Raw genomic sequence first — 17,772 nt, 5'->3', positions numbered from 1 at the left:
TTAGCTCACACTCCTTTACCATCAGTCTAAAATAAATCTGAATAAAAAGCACGAATACTTTTGATGCTATTTTCCTCTAGCACGAAAAAAGAGGCTTCTTAAATTGAAAGCCTCTTTTTCGTGTATTGACATTGAAAAAGCTTAAGCATCGCCACTGTCCACTGTCTCGAAGTTCTCCGCGCCTCCAAGATTATCGATTTGAAAGGTTGCATCGTCTTCGTTATAACGTAAGGTGGCCTTTTTATAGCGGAAAACCTGACTCACGTCCTCCGTGTCGTCGGTGTAAACCGTGTCATAATAGATCAGGTATCGGACCGTATAGACGTCTTTGCCTGTCAGACTGACCGATTCGACCTTCGCTTTTGCATTGACCCGTGATTTTTTATCACTGGTACGGATATCGTTGATAAATTTCTCAAAGTCCTTTTCGTCCACATTGCCCAGGCCGTTGACAAAATATTCTGCTAGCTTGCTTCTCTGTGAGGAACCAAAGCTGCCGTATCTAGACGTATAGCCTGACAGATCACTATATAAATTATCTAAGAAATTCTGCACATCTGCTTCCGATTGGACATGATCAAAGTTCAGGTTAATCTCTGAGGCATAGCTGTCTGCGTTATAGTCATCCGCCAAAAACTCGTTGGCTGCGATTTGATACGTATCACTTTTTAATGAATCACCGGCTGTCTTAAAGAGCAGCTGAACCTCCATCCCCTGATGCCAAACGACATCCTTGATCTCCACCTGCCCTTTTTCGATCGTGGCGACCTCCTTGTTATTCAGCAGAACCTTTGCCCCATCGATATTCGAGGTAACCTTGAAGGAAATTTTGTGGAGATTCATTGCTACATGGCTATCGGTTTCAAATTCAGGATTGTGATAGCGGATCAGCGATTGCTTCGAAACGGACTTCTCGCTGTCTAATTTTCCTTCCACCTGATAACTTCCCGGAGTCAACGGACCCCAAGTCGTCTGATAATTGGTGCCCTTTGACGTCGCCAGCTTTTTATCATCTAAAGATAAGTCCATCCCTGCTTGATCCGTCGTGACCGTTAAATATACTGGCTGGATCACTAGCTGATAGCGAGGAAACAGACCAAGATATTTTCCTTTCGTTTTAACGGAAAAGTCTTCTAAATGTCCGGGATTATGTTTTAAGTCCGCCAAAAAATCAGCGAAATCGGCTTTGTGGCTACTTTCTTGATAGTAGCTGATAAATTTTTTCAAATTTGCCGCGGATACCTTATAGTTGGGATCTTCCGAGGTGATGACCTCCGCCATTTTTTCAGGATCTTGTGTTTTGAAGGTTCGCTCCAAACGGCTCAGCTGCTGAGGATAGCTGTAATAATGGCGGCCAAACATAAAGCCGCCCACTAATAATACGATGAGCGCTAATCCCGTGCCGATCCCGATTTTTTGCTTCTTTGACAACGGCTTTTTAGCTGCAGGAGCTGGTCCCACCACGGCTTTTAACCGATGCCCGCAGTTCGGACAAAAATCAGCGTCTTTCGGAACTGATTCACCGCAGTTCGGACAGAAGCGGTCATTTTTCGGTTGTGGTTGCTGTTCTTCTTCAGTGAAAATTTCCGATGTTTCAACGCTTTCTGACGTAAACGGATGCCCGCATTCCTCGCAAAAACGCGCATCTTCCAAATTTTCATGGCCACAATTTGGACAATTCTTCATTTGTACCCTTCCTGTTCTGTTGGTTTTCACCATTGATTCAAGTCTTTGTCTTTCCTATTGATTGTAGCAAAGATCCCAATAAATGAGGATAGTAATTTAAAAAGCAAAAAGCACTTCCTCGATTTGAGAAAGTGCTTCGACTATTTTCCTTATACGATCGACATGCCGCCGTCAACAACGATGAATTGACCGTTGGTATAGCTTGACGCATCGCTGGAGAAGTATAGGATCGTTCCGTTTAATTCCCCATGCTTGCCTGGACGGCTCATTGGGTTCAATCCTTGATATAGATTTAAGAAGTCATCGGATTTGAATAAGGTATTTTCGGTCATCTCAGACTCAAACAGTCCTGGTCCGATGGCATTGGTTGTAATATTGTATTTCCCATAGCTGGCCGCCATTCCTTTAGTTAGCCCTAAAACTGCCGCTTTGCTGGCATTGTATGAATGACGAATGAACACGTCCTCTTTATCTGCCATGATCGCGTTAATAGACGCCACATTGACGATTCGCCCATAGTTATTGTCCATCATATGCTTAACAACATACTTGCTAACGAGGAAGATTCCCTTCACGTTAACGTCCATTGATTTGTCGAAGTCTTCTACCGTTAAGGAGTCGACACCGCCCCCTACTGCGATCCCCGCATTGTTCAGTAAAATGTCCAGATGACCAAAGTGGTCAAATGCTTGTTGGATTCCAGCCTTGACGTTCGCTTCGTCTGTTACATCCATCTTAATTGCTAGAACATCACGGCCCATCTTTTTGATTTCTTCCGCTAATTCTTCCAATCTTTCCAAACGTCTAGCTAATAACACCACATCCGCGCCAGCTTCCGCATACGCAATTGCCGCGTCACGACCTAACCCGCTGCTGGCACCTGTTACTACTGCTACTTTTCCATTTAAATCAAACATATCCTTACCTCCTCCTTTTTGTTAGCGCATTCATTCGTGCTATCCTAACGGTACCGAAGATGGTAGGGTAATGTCAATAGCTTGTTAAAAAAGAGCGGATTTACTCATTAAAGCTTTCTGGTTTCGAAAACTTCCTTCGCAAACAGCAAACCATCGAGAAGCGTATGAAGCTTCTGGCTGCCCAAAGGAATCGCCTGCTAACGGAAAAAAGAAAAATTGAGCAGCATCTGACTTTTTTAGAAGAGAAACAAAAGACCTATAAAGAAATGCTGGCAGACAGAGACCGCTGATAGGAAACTATAGTTTCTAATTAATGGCGAAAATAGGCTCACTTTCGTTCCCAGCGCTTCTTTTGAAACAATTCTTTCGATTTTTCTTCTCATTGTTCTTTTATTTTATAATGGAAGAAAAGGAGGCATTTAATTATGTGGGTATACAAAAGCGAAGTATTGGAAACATCGATAAAATGGTTTAAGGATAGTGCAAGTGTGGAAGATCTGGATCGGTTAGATGATCTAATCAATACTCGATCAGCAGAAGGATGGGAATTTGTTACCCATTCTTATATGCCGAATGTGATTGCGACAAGAAGCGCGATCCTCGTAACATTTAGAAAAGAAAAATAGCAGCTTGGACTTAAAGACTGGGAAAAATCCTAGTCTCTTTTTCTATGACTAAATTCAGTTTTACACAAACCTTATCAAATAAATTTCTCCTTTCCTATCTTCGTTTGTACACCCGTAGGAATCAAAAAATGAGTACTGTCCTTCCTTGACAAAGTTATTTTTACAATAATTATTCTTAAAAATTAACTTGCATTTGTTTTGTTTTTCACCTAAACTTTATACACAGAGAGAATGAGAATCATTATCACTTATCTAAGGGGTGAGTTCTTGAAAAGAAAAGGAATTATACTTGGTCTACTTTTGTTAAGCGCTCTCTCTTTATTTATCGGAGTCAAAGAGTTGATGTTGCAGGCGTTGCTTCGTGGCGATTCTGAGCAATGGCTGATTCTAGCCACTACACGTGTGCCGCGAACCGTCAGCTTGTTATTAGCTGGCGCGACTATGAGTATTTGCGGTCTGATCATGCAGCATCTCACACAAAATAAATTTGTTTCACCAACAACAGCGGGCACGATGGATAGTGCTCGATTGGGGATTTTACTGGTGATGCTTTTTCTGCCAAATGCCTCTACCAGTATTCGGACGCTTGCCGCCTTTGTTTTTGCTTTTCTCGGAACCTTGATCTTTTTAGGACTAAGCCGACTGCTTCCAAATAAAGATCCAATATTTTTGCCTTTGCTGGGTGTGATGTTCGGCAATATCGTTGGTTCTGTCGCGACCTTTTTTGCTTATCAGTTTCAACTGATCCAAAATATGTCCTCCTGGCTGCAGGGAAACTTTTCGTTAGTCGCCAAAGGCAGCTATGAGCTGCTCTATCTGACGATTCCTTTATTTTTCATCATTTATCTATTTGCCTATTCCTTCACAATTGTTGGCTTAGGGGAAGATGTGGCGGTGAATTTAGGTGTCAATTATCGGTTGATGCAAATGCTTGGGATCGGTTTGGTCGCTGCCGCCAGTGGATTGGTATTGATCATGGTAGGGACAGTGCCTTTTTTAGGCGTGATCGTTCCAAATATCGTTTCCCTGATCTATGGGGATCATGTAAAGCAAAATCTATGGATTACCGCGTTGAGCGGCAGTCTGTTTTTAATGGCCTGCGATATTATTTCCCGCATCGTCATCGCCCCCTATGAAGTGCCTGTCAGTCTAACGGTAGGGATTTTAGGTAGTCTGATATTTATTTATCTATTGGTTAGGAGGAGACGTGCATGAAACGATCTCTGCCAAAAAAGGAGCTGCTTTTAGCTAGTCTTGTCCTGATCGTTCTGCTCTTGTGCGGTCTTTATCTGACATATAACACCTATGGGAACTTTCAGTTTGCATGGATGCTGCGAGGGAAAAAAGTGGCGGCCTTTTTACTTGTTGCCCTGGCGACAGGAATGGCGACCATCAGCTTTCAAACTATGACACAAAATCAATTTTTAACCCCAAATATTTTGGGCCTGGATTCCTTATACGTGTTGATTCAAACCTTGCTGTTTTTCATTGTCGGCGGGGTCAACATGCTGTCGCAGGAGCAGACCTCCACCTTTTTGATCAGCATTCTTTTGATGGCGCTGTTGAGCTTACTGCTAGCGAAGGTCTTGCTGAAGCGGCAGCAAAACGATCTATTCATCCTACTGATGCTGGGGATGATCTTTGGAACCTTATTCAGCAGCACCAGCAATTTTTTACAAGTCATGATGGACCCCAATGAATACGATCTGTTGCAGGGACGGCTCTTTGCCAGCTTTGGAAATATCAATACGACGCATTTAGGCTTGGCGGCTGGCATCATTATCCTAGGGTCCCTCCTTTTATTTGCTGCCAATCGTTACCTGGATGTCTTGCATTTAGGGGGGGATCAAGCGACCAATCTAGGAATCTCACTAAACAAATTTCAAATTCTGATCTTATTTTTAGTCAGTCTCTTGACTGGAACCGCGACGGCATTGGTGGGCCCTATTACCTTTTTAGGCTTTATTGTCGCCAACATCAGCTATCAGCTGATGCCCACCTATCGCCACAGCTATCTGTTCCCAACCGCCGTTTTACTAGGAATGATCTTTTTGATCGGCAGTCAATTTTTAGTCGAACAAGTCTTTCAATTAAAGACGACGGTCAGTGTGGTGACACAATTTATCGGCGGCTTGTATTTTATCTGGAAAATCATTTATGAGAGGAGACGGCAAAAATGATCGAGCTAAATGACGTATCAAAGAATTACGGGATGAAGAAAGTCATCTCTGAAGTAACTTTGCCCATCAAAGAAAAGAAGCTGACGGCTTTCATCGGACCAAACGGTGCTGGCAAAAGTACCCTGCTGTCGATGATCAGTCGGTTGATCTCCATTGATGCCGGGCAAATCTATCTCGATCACAATGAGGTAAAGGCTTGGCGTTCCAATGAGCTATCGCAAAAATTATCGATCTTAAAGCAAAGCAATGGCGTCAATCTGCGGATCACTGTCCGTGAGCTTGTAGGCTTTGGCCGCTTCCCCTATTCAAAAGGCCGCCTAACGAGAAACGACCTGGAGATGATCGATTACGCCTTAGAAAAACTAGGACTAGTGGAAATGGCGGAGGAAAAAATTGATACGTTATCTGGCGGGCAATTGCAGCGGGCCTATATCGCGATGATTCTAGCCCAAGATACGGAATACATTTTATTAGATGAACCTTTGAATAACTTAGACATGAGTCATGCGGTACAGCTGATGAAAACCTTGCGTCGCTTAGTAGAAGAAGAACACAAGACCATTTTATTGGTGATCCATGACATTAACTTTGCGGCGACCTATGCCGATGAGATCGTTGCGATGAAGGCGGGAGAAATTTTTGCCCACGGAACGATGGAGGAGATGATCCAGCCACAGATTTTGAATGCCCTATACGATATGGAGATCAAAATCTGCGAGCTAGATGGTAAGCGCTTCTGTATGTATTTTAATTAGACATTTTTTAGGTATCAAACTCATCAACCTTGAGTTTTTTAACAATAAATTAGGAGGAAGAAGGAATGAAAAAATATATAGTTGGTTTATCATTGGTATTGTTAGGGGCAGGTTTGGCGGGTTGCGGCTCAACGAACGGTGAAAGTACCAGTGCTTCTACCGACAAAGACGCGACAAGCAGTACGGTTAAAGAGGCAAAGACGATGGAGGTTCAAGATTCGAACGGCAAAGTCACCGTACCAAAGAATCCTGAAAAGGTCGTTGTTTTCGATAATGGCTCGCTGGATACTCTGGATGCTCTAGGTGTCGGCGATAATGTGGTAGGCGCAGCTACGGACAACTTGCCTGAATATTTAGCAGACTACAAAAAAGTGGACTCTGCTGGCGGAATCAAGGAACCCGATCTAGAAAAAATCAATCAAATGAAGCCAGACTTGATCATCATTTCTGGTCGTCAAAGCGACTTTTTAGATCAGCTGAAGGAAATTGCTCCAACAATGTATCTGGCGGTAGACACTTCTGACACCTGGAACTCTATCAAGCAAAATGTCGAAACGCTAGGAAAAATCTTCGGCAAAGAAAAAGCCGCCAAAGAACAATTAGCTGAATTAGAAACTAGTATAAAAGAAACCAAAACAAAAGCTGAAGAGAGCAAAGACGAGGCCTTGACCGTTTTAGTAAATGAAGGGCAGCTTTCAGCTTACGGAAAAGATTCTCGCTTCGGCATTGTTTACGATACTTTTGGATTTGCACAAGCCGATGATGCCATCAAAGCTTCTACCCATGGGCAAAGTGTTTCTTATGAATATGTGTTAGATAAAAATCCAGATGTACTATTCGTCGTTGACCGTACAAAAGCAATCGGTGGTGACGATAGCAACAATAATGTCGCTGATAATGAACTCGTCGCTCAAACAACTGCCGGCAAAAATAAAAAAGTGATTTCTTTACAGCCAGACGTATGGTACCTAAGCGGCGGCGGTCTGGAATCAGTCAAAATGATGCTGGAGGACATTAATAAAGTCTTTGAATAGCAGCAAAAAAGCCTTGAAATCAAGGCTTTTTTTATTGCTATTCATTGATTGCTTCAATTCCTTGCTGCTTCATGTTCTCTACGTGAGCCATCATCGCTTTCAATTGTTCGGGTGAATGACCAGACCATTCCGCAACCTCGCCGACAACTTTCAACGGCTGCTGCGTCCGATAGGAGCGTGTCGGATTTCCCGGAAATTTTTTATCCGTTAGATTCGGATCATTTTCAAATTTGCCTGTCGGCTCTACTTGATAAATTCGTTGCCGAGTCTCACCCAGTGCCAATTCAGCGCCCCAGATTGCCGCCTCCATTGTTCCGGTAAAATAGACAAAATTTGCTTTGACTTGTTTGCCGTAATTGGAGTTCTTTCCTGCTGTAATCAACTCACCTATCTTTAGATCCGCTTTGGTTCCGTGATAAAAAGGGCCTTTGTCCAATCGTTTTTCCATCAAATCACTCCATCTTCGTTTTTCCTGTAACGGAACAGTGTAGCAATAAAAACGTTGCCTGTAAACTATTCCGTCGGCTGAACCTGCGACAACTGCTCCGCAAATTGCCAGGTCTCGCCATTGTCGGAAGAACGATAGAGACAAGCGAACATCTTGCCTTGATCGATTCCCTTCATTTTCAATAAATAAAATTTCGTCTCCAATTGATTGGTACCGACCTGTGTCACCTCGTTGGGGGATTGGAACAGATCCAGCCCGCCAGTTTGATACTCAGCGGGAATGGTTACGATCGCCTCCTTGAAGGAGCTACCGCTATTATTGGTGTAATACAATTTTTCTCTTGTTGAAACAAAGCCTAAAGCCGGATTCACAAAGCTGACATTTTGGACCGGTTGACTGATGGTCGTGCCGTTGCTTCTAGACCATGTCTTGCCGAAATCATTGGTTTGGTAGATTTCCAAGCCTTCAGAAGAGACCTCCGGCGATGCATTCGAATAAACGAGTACGCCACTGCCGTCAGCGAAAAACTGCGCCTTGCGATAACGCATTCGTTGCGCATTTTCTGAGACAAGTGATTTCTGCCACGTCTTACCATTGTCACTAGAGAATAAGAAATACAATTCCTTTTCATTCTCCGAATAGATAAACCAAGAGAAATCCGATGAGACATTGTACGTCTTATCCATCCAATAGCCCATAGGAATCTCCCCGCTAGTCAATAAATAGCTGCCTGAACGCAGCCATTCTGGTTTTAATGGGACAAATGACCATGCGCTGCCGCCATCCGTCGTCAGATACAATTCCTGCGTCTGCTCATTCAAATCCAATTGATTGGTCTGGCTGGTTTTTTTAGTCGGTGCCGCGCCTTGCTGCGTCAGTAAATCTTCACTCGTTAGCGGAGCCGCTTCACTGGAACTGGTAACAGTTGAACGCCTCGGCTCATCAGTCCCGCCATAAAGCATTTGATGCCGTGTCATTCCATCGTAAGCAAACACTCCTGCTCCCGCAAAAAAGAGCACGCTAATCAATAGGAAAGATCCTTTTCGATTCATTCCCTGTGTTTTTGGAAAATGGACGGGCAGTCGTAGCGATTCCTCATTCAGGACAAATAATTGAATCGCGGAAAATCCCCAGAACTCTTGCCGTTCACCTAAGAAGACCTTCGCGCCGTCAAATGTCGTGGTCAATTCAAGACATTCCGCCTTTTCTAACCGCAATGTCGGTTTTCCTGCCTCTTCCGCTAAGTAATAGGCTTCGCGATCCTGATAAACAATCGGATACTTGGCCGCCCTCTTAACATGGTGGGCTAAAAAACGTTGAAAGGATTGCCGCAGTCGGACCTCTTGAATTCCATTCAGTATAAAGAAGGTCCCTACTGCGATGACACTGAGGATTCCCAGCACTAATGAAAAATGATAAAATCCCCGCAGCCAATACCCACTGTCGATCGAGTAGACACGCATTTCCAACCGCTGATAGACAAAGGTACCGATTCCGAAAAATACTACCGAAGCAGCAATTAAAAACAAAAATGCTGTGTGCAAATTTCGCTGTCGATTTTTTCGAACACGCTTATAGATCGCCTCGCCTGCCGAAAGCAAGTCGATGATTAATAATTCCTGATCCATAAATTCTCCCATCTGATAAACTCGTTTCACTTATTATCCGCTAAAAACAAGCAGGTGAATAGACCGTTGCCACTATCTTAAAAAAAAGTCCTAGAGATTGCTCTCTAAGACTTTTTCAACGTGCCTGTTACTTCATGCATTCCTTTACGGATATACGTAAAGCCTGAATAGAGGACAACTACGATAACGATCCATGTCAATACCGTCATGTTCAATCCTGTAACAAAACGGGTCGCGATAATCACACCGATGATTCCCCCGATCGTGATCCCTAAGCTGACTTTGCGCGAATAATCACCAGATTTGATAAAGTTTGTCCCCGCCACAGGCATTAATCCTGCACAAGAAGCCATCATAATCGGAAAGGCCACTAGCGGACTTAATCCCAGCATATACACCAATGCCATACACGGCGCATATAATCCAACACCAATCGTCATCAATGCACCTAAAATGAAGTTGCCGACAATCCCGATGATCAATTTCACACCCGTCAAGCCAGTTAAATGATTGCCTGTTCCTAATAGATCAAGCATCCCTAATTGTTTCAACGCCATCAACGCGGCTGTAACAATCAAAGCGATTCCCATATAGAATTGCACTTTTTTCTCAGGCAGCTTGCTGACTGTTTTCGACCCAATGTAAGACCCAACGATCGCCGCGATAACTAATGAGAATAACGTCAGCGGCGCTACTTTTACAACGGTAATAAAAATAAATGCTTCAATAATAACCGGAACAGTATGAGAAACGTTCAAGGTTCCTGGTAATTGACGGTCGTTGTCCAGCTGCTTTGTCATCTCCAGCAGCATTGTCGTCGGCGCAAAACTGCCGATTCCCAGCGTATCCATCGCATCCGTGATAAAACCGATCACACCGGAAACAACCATATTTCCGCCGCCCCAATTGCCACGTTCAGCGATCAAATCGCGAATAAAATAAAACAGATAATAAACCAATAGGACGCCTAACAGTCCCAACAAAATTTGTACCATAGTTCTCTCCTCTAAAAAAAATAATCAATGAAAGCTCTTTTTCCTTTTAAGATAATACAACAATTCACAAGGATTTTGACTTAAATCACCTAACAATTTGATGATATTCGTCCAATAAATAGCGCCTTTTTTTTGAAATGACTAAAAAAAGTTAGAATTTTTTCGGAGTAGAAAAATCTACTTCATTTTTTAAAATTAACATTTCTGCTTCTTCTATGCCCTCCATAATTGCTTGGACTTTTGATTTTTCTGAGATGCGGTAAGATAGAATTTCATTATTATACATATCCATGAATGAATCTAGATATAACTTTTTTTGACGAATTACACCCTTGCTACCTACATCAAGATATTTGATTTCTGTCATAAGTTTTTGATGGCAATACCCGTTTAAAAATGACGAAGAAATCGATTTTCCACTACTTTTCTGACCTTTCTTCGGTAAGAACTATAGTGCCCTGATTTACGAGTATAGAAACGGACTTCGATCCCTAGTTTTCGGATTAGACGTTTAACTTTCTTTTTACTGACATGAAATCCGCGATTTTTTTCAGTTCATTTGTCATTCGTAAATAGCTATAATTTTGTGTTCTTTACGTATATAAATCATTTCTGCTTTAATTTCTTAATTAGGTTCCTCTCGTTCAAATTGCTTTTTCAGTACATATGAGTTGCTTTAGGAAAAATCCGGTTCTTTAATTTGAAAGGTCCTCGTAGACTGCGGATGATTTGTGAGATTGAATCATTCGTCTTTGTTGTTTTTCTTGAACCACTTTCAATTTAAAAAAATCAAAACTGTATTTTAGCCATAAAAATACCGACCTCAAAAAGTTAGATTTTCGGTCTTACTTTTGGGGGACGGTTCTTATCTTCAATAACTAGACATATTCCATAAACTAATCGCTTAAAGGTTAGAATTTTGGAATATTGTAAAAGAACAATGAATTTTCTATTATTTAACCTCGAGAAAATATTTTTTCTAAATTGACACCGAGCGATAACGAACGCGCTTTTATTTTATTTTTTGAAAACTCTTTGCTATTCGTGCATCATTACTTCGATAACAAGGATGATACAACCTAATTTTATACTCTACAGTTCAACTAGCTGAGGGGGCTTTTGAAACCAGTCTGGATGAATACTTGATTAATTTAGTTCCACAAAATCTCAGTCTGTAAAAAGCACGCTAGAAATCAATTAAATGAATTTCGCACTCCCCATTCAGTAATTTAAAATAATTATAAACTATTTATAAATTTTACTTGATACCTACTTGATACCTACTTGATACCTACTTGATACTCTCTAATGTATAGTACTTATGCGGGTCTTTAGGATTCATTTGATGAACTTTAATAATCTTCTTATCTACTAGCTTACTCAACAGTTTTCTTGTAGGTACAGCGCTTCTCCCAATAAGTTTAGCCGCCCCAGCTGGTGTTAGAGGACCGCTATTATAAAGATACCTCACAATAGTTTCTTCTAATTCGCTTAAACCTTCGAAAATCTCAGCACTAACAATCTCGTTTACACGTCCAGTCTCTCGATCTTTTCGCGCAAGAATATTATTTTTCAGTGTAAGCTGAACAGCACTACCGTTGGGTTCCTCATAAATTGGATCATCCAAAAAGTATTCACTCATTTCTTGGAAAATACGTCCTACCCCTTCATTTGATTCTCGAACCCATTTATATTGAGTCAACGCAGCAGCAATTTTAGGGTTTCTTGAATACCGTTCTTCTTTGATATTCTCTAACGTCACTGAAGAAGGCAATGCTCCCGGGCTATAAATTTCTAATCGATCATCAAACATTTTTATTCTAATATGATCTCCTTGATTATCATACCTACGGTGAACAATTGCATTAATCATCCCTTCAAACCAAGCGTATTTTGGATACTCAGGTAAGGTAACAAATCGCCCGTCTTTCCCTAAAAAAGTAAAATCACGTAATTGTGTTTCAATAAATTTTTCTGTTTCACGAATAACTGTCGGTAGCGCTTTATCAAAAGTTACATCTTTAACAACATTCAAACGAGATCCTGACTCCGCCTTTACACCTTCATATCTCATGAAACGAATTCGCGCACTAGGCATAAATGCCCTGATGTTATCACTGAATAACAGAAGTCCTGCTACTGTCAATTTACCCTCACGTAAAAAGCCTCTTGCTTTTAACAATTTCTCTGTTGAAACAGATGTCCCTAGCAATTGACGAAACTCTTCCACAAGACTCTCATTTACATCTTCTATCGACGAGTATTCAACTAGTTCTTCTTCAAACTTTCTTGAGCCACGGTCATATTCTAGTTGTGTGATTTGAGAGTGAGACTGACGTTTGCACTTGTCATTTACTCGCAAAAAGACCGATTCATCCTTCAGTGAAATAATCGATTCATAGCTGGGTTCAATTATGAACAAAAGTAACTCATCAGACTCCCCTTTAAAATTAACTACAGGTAGTCTTTCAAATTTGTACTTAGGAAAACGCATTAAAAAGGTATGCGGCGCTTCAATATATTCTTCAATGTTCTTTGATTTTGGATACTTAAATCCAGTAATTTCACCATTATCTTCGATTCCAATAATTAATAAACCTCCTTCAGCATTTGCAAATGCGCTAATCTGTTCAGCAACTTTTTTTGGTTCAATGCTTGCACGTTTCCGATCTAAAGTTTGGCCTTCTTTTTCGTACTGAAGTTTAAATAGATCCATTTGATCACTCCATGTTCTATATCACATACTTAATTTTCAACTCATTTAGAAATATCTTCGTTTTATAAAAGATATTATTCGCCTATTCTATATTTCGCATCAACACTATAATCGAAATTTCTAACTATATTTAACGAAACAATCATATTATGTCTTTATTTATATAATTAAGTAATTTTCGGTTCCTCTTCTCTAAAATAACAATACTTCGATCTTTTTTTACTTTATAGTCTATGTAATTTTTAGACCCTTCCTTTAGGTTATAATTATATGCTTCCACAAACATTCTTAAAATTCTTTTTCCATCTCTTATTCCAATAATTTTACTTCGCGTATCGTTCACATTAATCCGTTCAATAAAGCTCGATAAATTGAATTTCTTTATTGTGTATAATCCGAAAAATGCTGAAAATACACCTGTCGTACTTCTTATTCTCGTCTTATAAATGAACTCTTGAAAGTCCTTTAAACAGGTTATAAATTCTTCATAATTAACAAATTCAAATTCTCCATCTTTTATACTATCAAAAGAAAAATATGATTTATTAAGATATCCTTGAGCTGTAGAACATAAATCCGCTAATGCTACATTTTTGTAGTCAATGATTATTTCATAGAGCCTGATATAACTGAGTAATCCTTCTTCTTTAAACTTGTGTATATAATCTTCTATCTTCCATCTGTGGGACGCATTATTTAAATCAATAATATCGTCTATACTTTTTGACTCACTAACATAATAAGGTAGTGGTATGTTGTATTTCTTCGCAATTGTGTATCGATGTTGTCCATCTAAAATTTCCATATTGCTATTAACTGTTATAGGTCTTAAGATACCTTTTTCAAGAATTGATTTTTCTAGTTTACGATTCAAAGTTATTGGTCTATTTCCCCTGATTAGTTTGAACTGATCATATTCACTAGCTAAGTAAACATTTCCAAAACTTTTATCCATTTTTATAGTCCTCCCGTATTAAGCAAAATTGTATTTCTATTCGTCTTAATCAAAGGTTTATCCTTCTTATTGAGAGTATACTCAATTGCTAATTTAGACTTTTCTTTAAGTCCATAATTATGAGCTTTTAAAAAAATTTCTAGTACTACATCATTATTTGTATTATCATTAACATTCTGTATCTTATTAGAAAGTCCGTTTACTAACCTTTGTAAATCAAATACCTCAGTAGTATATAAATTGAAAAAAGCAAAAAAGGAGTATTGACCACCCTTTATACCTGTTCGTGATAAAAACAAATAATAGTCTAGCAAAAATGAAATGAAAACTTCATAATTATAGAACTTAAACTTTCCTTCTCTGACATTTTGTGTGGTTCGTGAATTCATATTCAAATGTCCCTCTGCTGCTGATGCAAGTGATGATATTGGTATTTTTGTGTATTTTTTCGCCAGTTCCTCTAGCCGAATATACTCAATATTGCCATCCAAACAATACTTGTTTATAAAATCCATTACTATCCAAGGTTTAGTTGTCGAATTAAGATGTATAACTTCTTGAATTCCTAATCCATTAATTATTCTGTAAGGAATTGATATTCCTAACATTTTGGCTATTTCAAAACGATTTTGCCCATCCAATATCTCAAACTTTTCATTTACTTCTATAGGAATTATTATCCCGCTTTTCTTTATGGAGTTCTCTAAACTAATGTTTTTTCTTAATTCACGGTTTCCTTTCAATTTTTTGAATCTTGCATAATCACTAGTTACAAAGATTTCTCCAACTAATTCACTCACTTATATCTCTCCTCAATTATAAAAATTTCAAAATAAAAAATCGCAAAAAGCTACAACGACAACGCTTGTTGAGTGCTCTGTACGACTTAAAAGGCTCATTTAAATTCAAAGTTTGATTTTAGCTATCATTTCGATAAAATATAGATAGGCGTAAACACACTTGGTTAGTCTCATAACCTTGAATTGTGTAAAGAGTAATCAACAGCTAATTGTTGTTACTTCGCTTAAGTCGCTAATAGTTGCAGCTATTAGCGGCTCTTTTTATTCTGATAAGTTCATAGTATATTTAAAAGCGCTTTCAATCAAGCCTTTTGTAAACTTTGTTTTGATAAATACTATTTTAAATATCTATAAATCCTAAAAAGAGTTAATTTCTATTGTATTAATTATACCTTTTTTTAACTAACAACGGTCACCCTACTACACCAGCATGTGTCTTTTTCCCACTCCAAAAAAGTGCTACACAGCCCTATTTATTTAAGTTTCTCTTTTATGATACCTTCGTTTTCTCAGTTTATGCAACCTCTTAAACTCTCGCGACTACATTTTTTAACAAGCCCTTTATTTATCAGTAATTATTGATTTAGTTACTGCTATTACCTTTGTTAACTTCTAATAATTCACAATATTATCATCTCGATAGTTGCGTTAGTTTTTCTACAAGAATCTCTTTCTTGCAAGAGATTTTCTCCATTACAGTGTAAACCATCTTCACAAGTAAATGTAATTATCAAGCTACAGAAAGTATTAAACTTCAACCATGCTAATTTTTCAAACCTCATTCAGCATTATACAAAGTTTCTGCCCTTCAATTTACGAGAATACGCTCAACTTCCAACATCTATCATCCTACTTTTTCTAACAGCTCAAACGCCAAGTCTATAATAAATTTCATCAACTGAATTCTCAACCATTTATAGTGTATACTACAAAAAAATAACCCTCAATTCATGAGGGTTATTCACTCAAAACAAAATAATGATTTTCAGGATCAGCGAAATTAAACAGCCGTTTTTCGCCCTGTTGGACAATCGGATTCACTGTTGTCCCTAATTTTTGCAATCGTTCATGGGAAGCCTCCAGATCCGATACCTTCATAAGCAGTGATGGAACATTATCGACGACTTCTGGAGAGTAGCGTTCGATAAATCCGCGATCGAACAATACTAGATGTACTGAATCGAACAATTCCACCGTCACCTGCAAGGAATCATCCGGCATTGTTTGCTGAGAAATGATTCTTCCTTCTAACCCCTCCTGCCAAAAGGCCGCTGAGCCTGCCACGTCATTGACATATAGCATGATCTCTATTTCCTTAAGCATTTTTCTCCACCACCTCCTGCAAACGAAAGCGAACCATGTCTTTGATCAACTTTTTCGGCAGCTCCTGTGTGTAGGGGATCTGCAAGGCGCCCTTTGAGGTTTTGTAATCAGATAGCTTGTCCGCAAAAGCGGTCATCGCGCTAGGCGTTGGATAAAAACCCAGATGCTTTTTCATTGCGCCAAAATGAACGAGATTTTCCTTCAAATAAAATGTTGGCATCCCATAGGAAAGCTTTTCGGTCGTTTCTGCTGGAAGCAGCTCTTTAATCAGCTGATAGATGTCTTTTAGCATCGGCTGCTGCTCCTGCTCCGCGTCATTTATATATTCTTCAATCGGTGACATAAGTTTCACTCCTTCATCGTGTTGCATTCAGTCTATCGAAAAGTATTGAAAAGGTATACAAACTTGCTCTGTTTCTATTCATCTTTCAATAAATCGCTCAATGAAAAGCCGTCGAAGGTTTCGCCATCGTAATATTTCAATAACTGATCCGCTGTTAATAGTGAAGAGGTCATCTCCTCCTCCTTATCCTCCATTTGATTCAACGCGACATATTCCTGATATTGTTCCGCCAACTGGCGATACATTGCTTTTTTTGAGGGACCTTCCCCAGTGATAAAAGGCAATTCCTTGAGATGCCCCCGATAAAGCGGCAGCTCCCCCACCCATTCAATCGGTTGTTCAACGACTGTTAAATGAACCTCAGCAAAAATCTCTTCATACATTAGTTTTCTTCCTCCCGCATTTTTCGATACTGTCGTGGTGTGACGCCCTCAATCTGTTTGAACCGTTTGTAGAAAAAGGCCTTGTCCTTATAGCCCAGACGCTCAACGATTGTCTGGATGGTCAGATCGGTCTGCTCCAAATAGCTCTTGCAGCGCTCAATTCTTTTCACTAAGACAATTTCCGTATAAGAATGACCCGTCTTTTCCTTTAATAAGTTGGATAAATAATTGGGATGGAAATGAAACTTTTGTGCTACCTCTTCCAAGGTTACCTGCTCCAGACGGGCATCAATATACGCTAATATTTCTTCCGTCAGCTGACCATTAGAGACAACACTATCCTTCGCGATCAACCGTTCAGGAGCGGCCTGACTGATCTCCACGATCAAAAGAACAAACGCCGATTTAGTCACCTTATTATTGAAGTACGCCATTTTAACCACCTGCTTTAAGAGAAGCAGCGCGTAAAAATGCACATCGGTGACCTCAACAAAATCATAGACCAGAAAACGTGGAATTCCGTTAAACTCGTCACTCAATGCCTCTACAAAAAAGCGGTAAAGCAACGGCTCTTCCAAAAATTGACTTAACAACGATTCGTTAAAGTAGCTTCGCTTAAAATAAAAGGCAATCACTTCGGCCTCGAAGTTGCCGCGATAAGAAAGGCTGGTTACGGCATTGGCTATGACTAGACCGCCAGCATCCAGCACCTGCTCCGTATCCTTGATTTGAACGGCCACCGTTCCCTTCATTACATATATTATGCGAATAAAATCAGCTGGAACCTCTATTCGATCAGTCGTTTCTTTCGTTACAAAGGCTGCGATCTCTCGCCGCGGATTAGCAGAAAAACGCTGTACCTCCCCGACCATTTGCCCATCATCACCCAAGTAACAATCCAACGTTTTCAAAAATTGATAAAAGCTGACATACTGCTCTGTCGTTACATCCATTTCCCCACCACCTTAGAATCGAACACTTTC

17 protein-coding genes and 1 pseudogene are annotated in these 17,772 nt (G+C 39.9%); 5 read left to right on the top strand and 13 right to left on the bottom strand.

What is annotated here, in order from left to right:
• Positions 1-141: 141 nt before the first annotated feature.
• Both IGI50_RS00570 and IGI50_RS00565 read right to left on the bottom strand, forming a co-directional pair.
• On the bottom strand, positions 142-1,686 hold the full coding sequence (locus IGI50_RS00570) for a zinc ribbon domain-containing protein (protein ID WP_438775737.1): 1,545 nt from the start codon (positions 1,684-1,686) through the stop codon (positions 142-144).
• A 149-nt stretch (positions 1,687-1,835) separates the two neighbouring features.
• On the bottom strand, positions 1,836-2,603 hold the full coding sequence (locus tag IGI50_RS00565; protein ID WP_010747312.1) for an SDR family NAD(P)-dependent oxidoreductase: 768 nt from the start codon (positions 2,601-2,603) through the stop codon (positions 1,836-1,838).
• 425 nt (positions 2,604-3,028) lie between these two features.
• Between IGI50_RS00565 and IGI50_RS00560 the strand changes: the two genes are divergently transcribed.
• The 5 genes from IGI50_RS00560 (at position 3,029) to IGI50_RS00540 (ending at position 7,198) form a co-directional block, all read left to right on the top strand.
• The gene (locus tag IGI50_RS00560; protein ID WP_010747315.1) at positions 3,029-3,229 is read left to right on the top strand and encodes a DUF4177 domain-containing protein; all 201 of its coding nucleotides are present in this window, start codon (positions 3,029-3,031) and stop codon (positions 3,227-3,229) included.
• Positions 3,230-3,496: 267 nt separating this feature from the next.
• Positions 3,497-4,444, top strand: coding sequence for an ABC transporter permease (locus IGI50_RS00555; protein ID WP_438775736.1), 948 nt, complete (start codon positions 3,497-3,499; stop codon positions 4,442-4,444).
• Entirely contained in the window at positions 4,441-5,409 is a 969-nt protein-coding gene (locus tag IGI50_RS00550; RefSeq protein ID WP_438775735.1) for an iron chelate uptake ABC transporter family permease subunit, read from the top strand. Before IGI50_RS00555 ends, IGI50_RS00550 begins: the two co-directional genes overlap by 4 nt.
• Entirely contained in the window at positions 5,406-6,164 is a 759-nt protein-coding gene (locus IGI50_RS00545; protein ID WP_438775734.1) for an iron ABC transporter ATP-binding protein, read from the top strand. The genes IGI50_RS00550 and IGI50_RS00545 overlap by 4 nt, the downstream gene beginning before the upstream one ends.
• A 65-nt stretch (positions 6,165-6,229) precedes the next feature.
• Complete coding sequence (locus tag IGI50_RS00540; protein ID WP_438775733.1) at positions 6,230-7,198, top strand: siderophore ABC transporter substrate-binding protein; 969 nt, start codon at positions 6,230-6,232, stop codon at positions 7,196-7,198.
• Positions 7,199-7,235: 37 nt separating this feature from the next.
• On the opposite strand, the gene arr is transcribed toward IGI50_RS00540, so the two are convergent.
• The 11 genes and pseudogenes from arr to IGI50_RS00485 all read right to left on the bottom strand — a co-directional run bounded on the left by arr (position 7,236) and on the right by IGI50_RS00485 (position 17,742).
• The gene (gene arr, locus IGI50_RS00535; RefSeq protein ID WP_438775732.1) at positions 7,236-7,646 is read right to left on the bottom strand and encodes an NAD(+)--rifampin ADP-ribosyltransferase; all 411 of its coding nucleotides are present in this window, start codon (positions 7,644-7,646) and stop codon (positions 7,236-7,238) included.
• Between the two features lie 65 nt (positions 7,647-7,711).
• Positions 7,712-9,286, bottom strand: a complete 1,575-nt coding sequence (locus tag IGI50_RS00530; protein ID WP_438775731.1) for a WD40/YVTN/BNR-like repeat-containing protein — start codon at positions 9,284-9,286, stop codon at positions 7,712-7,714.
• 92 nt (positions 9,287-9,378) lie between these two features.
• Positions 9,379-10,269, bottom strand: a complete 891-nt coding sequence (locus IGI50_RS00525; RefSeq protein WP_010747322.1) for a sulfite exporter TauE/SafE family protein — start codon at positions 10,267-10,269, stop codon at positions 9,379-9,381.
• A gap of 205 nt (positions 10,270-10,474) precedes the next feature.
• Positions 10,475-11,036 (bottom strand): annotated as a pseudogene (locus IGI50_RS00520) (IS3 family transposase); the annotation flags it as partial.
• 524 nt (positions 11,037-11,560) lie between these two features.
• Positions 11,561-12,985, bottom strand: coding sequence for an ATP-binding protein (locus tag IGI50_RS00515; RefSeq protein ID WP_438775730.1), 1,425 nt, complete (start codon positions 12,983-12,985; stop codon positions 11,561-11,563).
• A 142-nt stretch (positions 12,986-13,127) separates the two neighbouring features.
• Positions 13,128-13,940, bottom strand: a complete 813-nt coding sequence (locus tag IGI50_RS00510) for a ParB N-terminal domain-containing protein (RefSeq protein WP_438775728.1) — start codon at positions 13,938-13,940, stop codon at positions 13,128-13,130.
• Positions 13,941-13,942: 2 nt separating this feature from the next.
• The gene (locus IGI50_RS00505; RefSeq protein ID WP_438775727.1) at positions 13,943-14,740 is read right to left on the bottom strand and encodes a ParB N-terminal domain-containing protein; all 798 of its coding nucleotides are present in this window, start codon (positions 14,738-14,740) and stop codon (positions 13,943-13,945) included.
• 957 nt (positions 14,741-15,697) lie between these two features.
• The gene (locus IGI50_RS00500) at positions 15,698-16,063 is read right to left on the bottom strand and encodes a VOC family protein (RefSeq protein WP_438775726.1); all 366 of its coding nucleotides are present in this window, start codon (positions 16,061-16,063) and stop codon (positions 15,698-15,700) included.
• Complete coding sequence (locus tag IGI50_RS00495) at positions 16,056-16,406, bottom strand: iron chaperone (protein ID WP_218256321.1); 351 nt, start codon at positions 16,404-16,406, stop codon at positions 16,056-16,058. The genes IGI50_RS00500 and IGI50_RS00495 overlap by 8 nt, the downstream gene beginning before the upstream one ends.
• A 74-nt stretch (positions 16,407-16,480) precedes the next feature.
• The gene (locus tag IGI50_RS00490; RefSeq protein WP_010747325.1) at positions 16,481-16,789 is read right to left on the bottom strand and encodes a hypothetical protein; all 309 of its coding nucleotides are present in this window, start codon (positions 16,787-16,789) and stop codon (positions 16,481-16,483) included.
• The gene (locus tag IGI50_RS00485; RefSeq protein ID WP_438775725.1) at positions 16,789-17,742 is read right to left on the bottom strand and encodes a helix-turn-helix domain-containing protein; all 954 of its coding nucleotides are present in this window, start codon (positions 17,740-17,742) and stop codon (positions 16,789-16,791) included. Before IGI50_RS00485 ends, IGI50_RS00490 begins: the two co-directional genes overlap by 1 nt.
• Between the last annotated feature and the right edge of the window lie 30 nt (positions 17,743-17,772).

The organism is Enterococcus sp. DIV0170 (assembly GCF_051710765.1).
GTDB classification, from domain to species: domain Bacteria; phylum Bacillota; class Bacilli; order Lactobacillales; family Enterococcaceae; genus Enterococcus_A; species Enterococcus_A raffinosus.
This window is presented reverse-complemented; position numbering and strand designations above follow the sequence as displayed.

Coding starts and splice junctions, on each gene's coding strand:
- IGI50_RS00570 (WP_438775737.1), bottom strand. CDS start 1,686: ATGAAGAATTGTCCAAATTGTGGCCATGAAAATTTGGAAGATGCGCGT.
- IGI50_RS00565 (WP_010747312.1), bottom strand. CDS start 2,603: ATGTTTGATTTAAATGGAAAAGTAGCAGTAGTAACAGGTGCCAGCAGC.
- IGI50_RS00560 (WP_010747315.1), top strand. CDS start 3,029: ATGTGGGTATACAAAAGCGAAGTATTGGAAACATCGATAAAATGGTTT.
- IGI50_RS00550 (WP_438775735.1), top strand. CDS start 4,441: ATGAAACGATCTCTGCCAAAAAAGGAGCTGCTTTTAGCTAGTCTTGTC.
- IGI50_RS00545 (WP_438775734.1), top strand. CDS start 5,406: ATGATCGAGCTAAATGACGTATCAAAGAATTACGGGATGAAGAAAGTC.
- IGI50_RS00540 (WP_438775733.1), top strand. CDS start 6,230: ATGAAAAAATATATAGTTGGTTTATCATTGGTATTGTTAGGGGCAGGT.
- arr (WP_438775732.1), bottom strand. CDS start 7,646: ATGGAAAAACGATTGGACAAAGGCCCTTTTTATCACGGAACCAAAGCG.
- IGI50_RS00530 (WP_438775731.1), bottom strand. CDS start 9,286: ATGGGAGAATTTATGGATCAGGAATTATTAATCATCGACTTGCTTTCG.
- IGI50_RS00525 (WP_010747322.1), bottom strand. CDS start 10,269: ATGGTACAAATTTTGTTGGGACTGTTAGGCGTCCTATTGGTTTATTAT.
- IGI50_RS00515 (WP_438775730.1), bottom strand. CDS start 12,985: ATGGATCTATTTAAACTTCAGTACGAAAAAGAAGGCCAAACTTTAGAT.
- IGI50_RS00510 (WP_438775728.1), bottom strand. CDS start 13,940: ATGGATAAAAGTTTTGGAAATGTTTACTTAGCTAGTGAATATGATCAG.
- IGI50_RS00500 (WP_438775726.1), bottom strand. CDS start 16,063: ATGCTTAAGGAAATAGAGATCATGCTATATGTCAATGACGTGGCAGGC.
- IGI50_RS00495 (WP_218256321.1), bottom strand. CDS start 16,406: ATGTCACCGATTGAAGAATATATAAATGACGCGGAGCAGGAGCAGCAG.
- IGI50_RS00490 (WP_010747325.1), bottom strand. CDS start 16,789: ATGTATGAAGAGATTTTTGCTGAGGTTCATTTAACAGTCGTTGAACAA.
- IGI50_RS00485 (WP_438775725.1), bottom strand. CDS start 17,742: ATGGATGTAACGACAGAGCAGTATGTCAGCTTTTATCAATTTTTGAAA.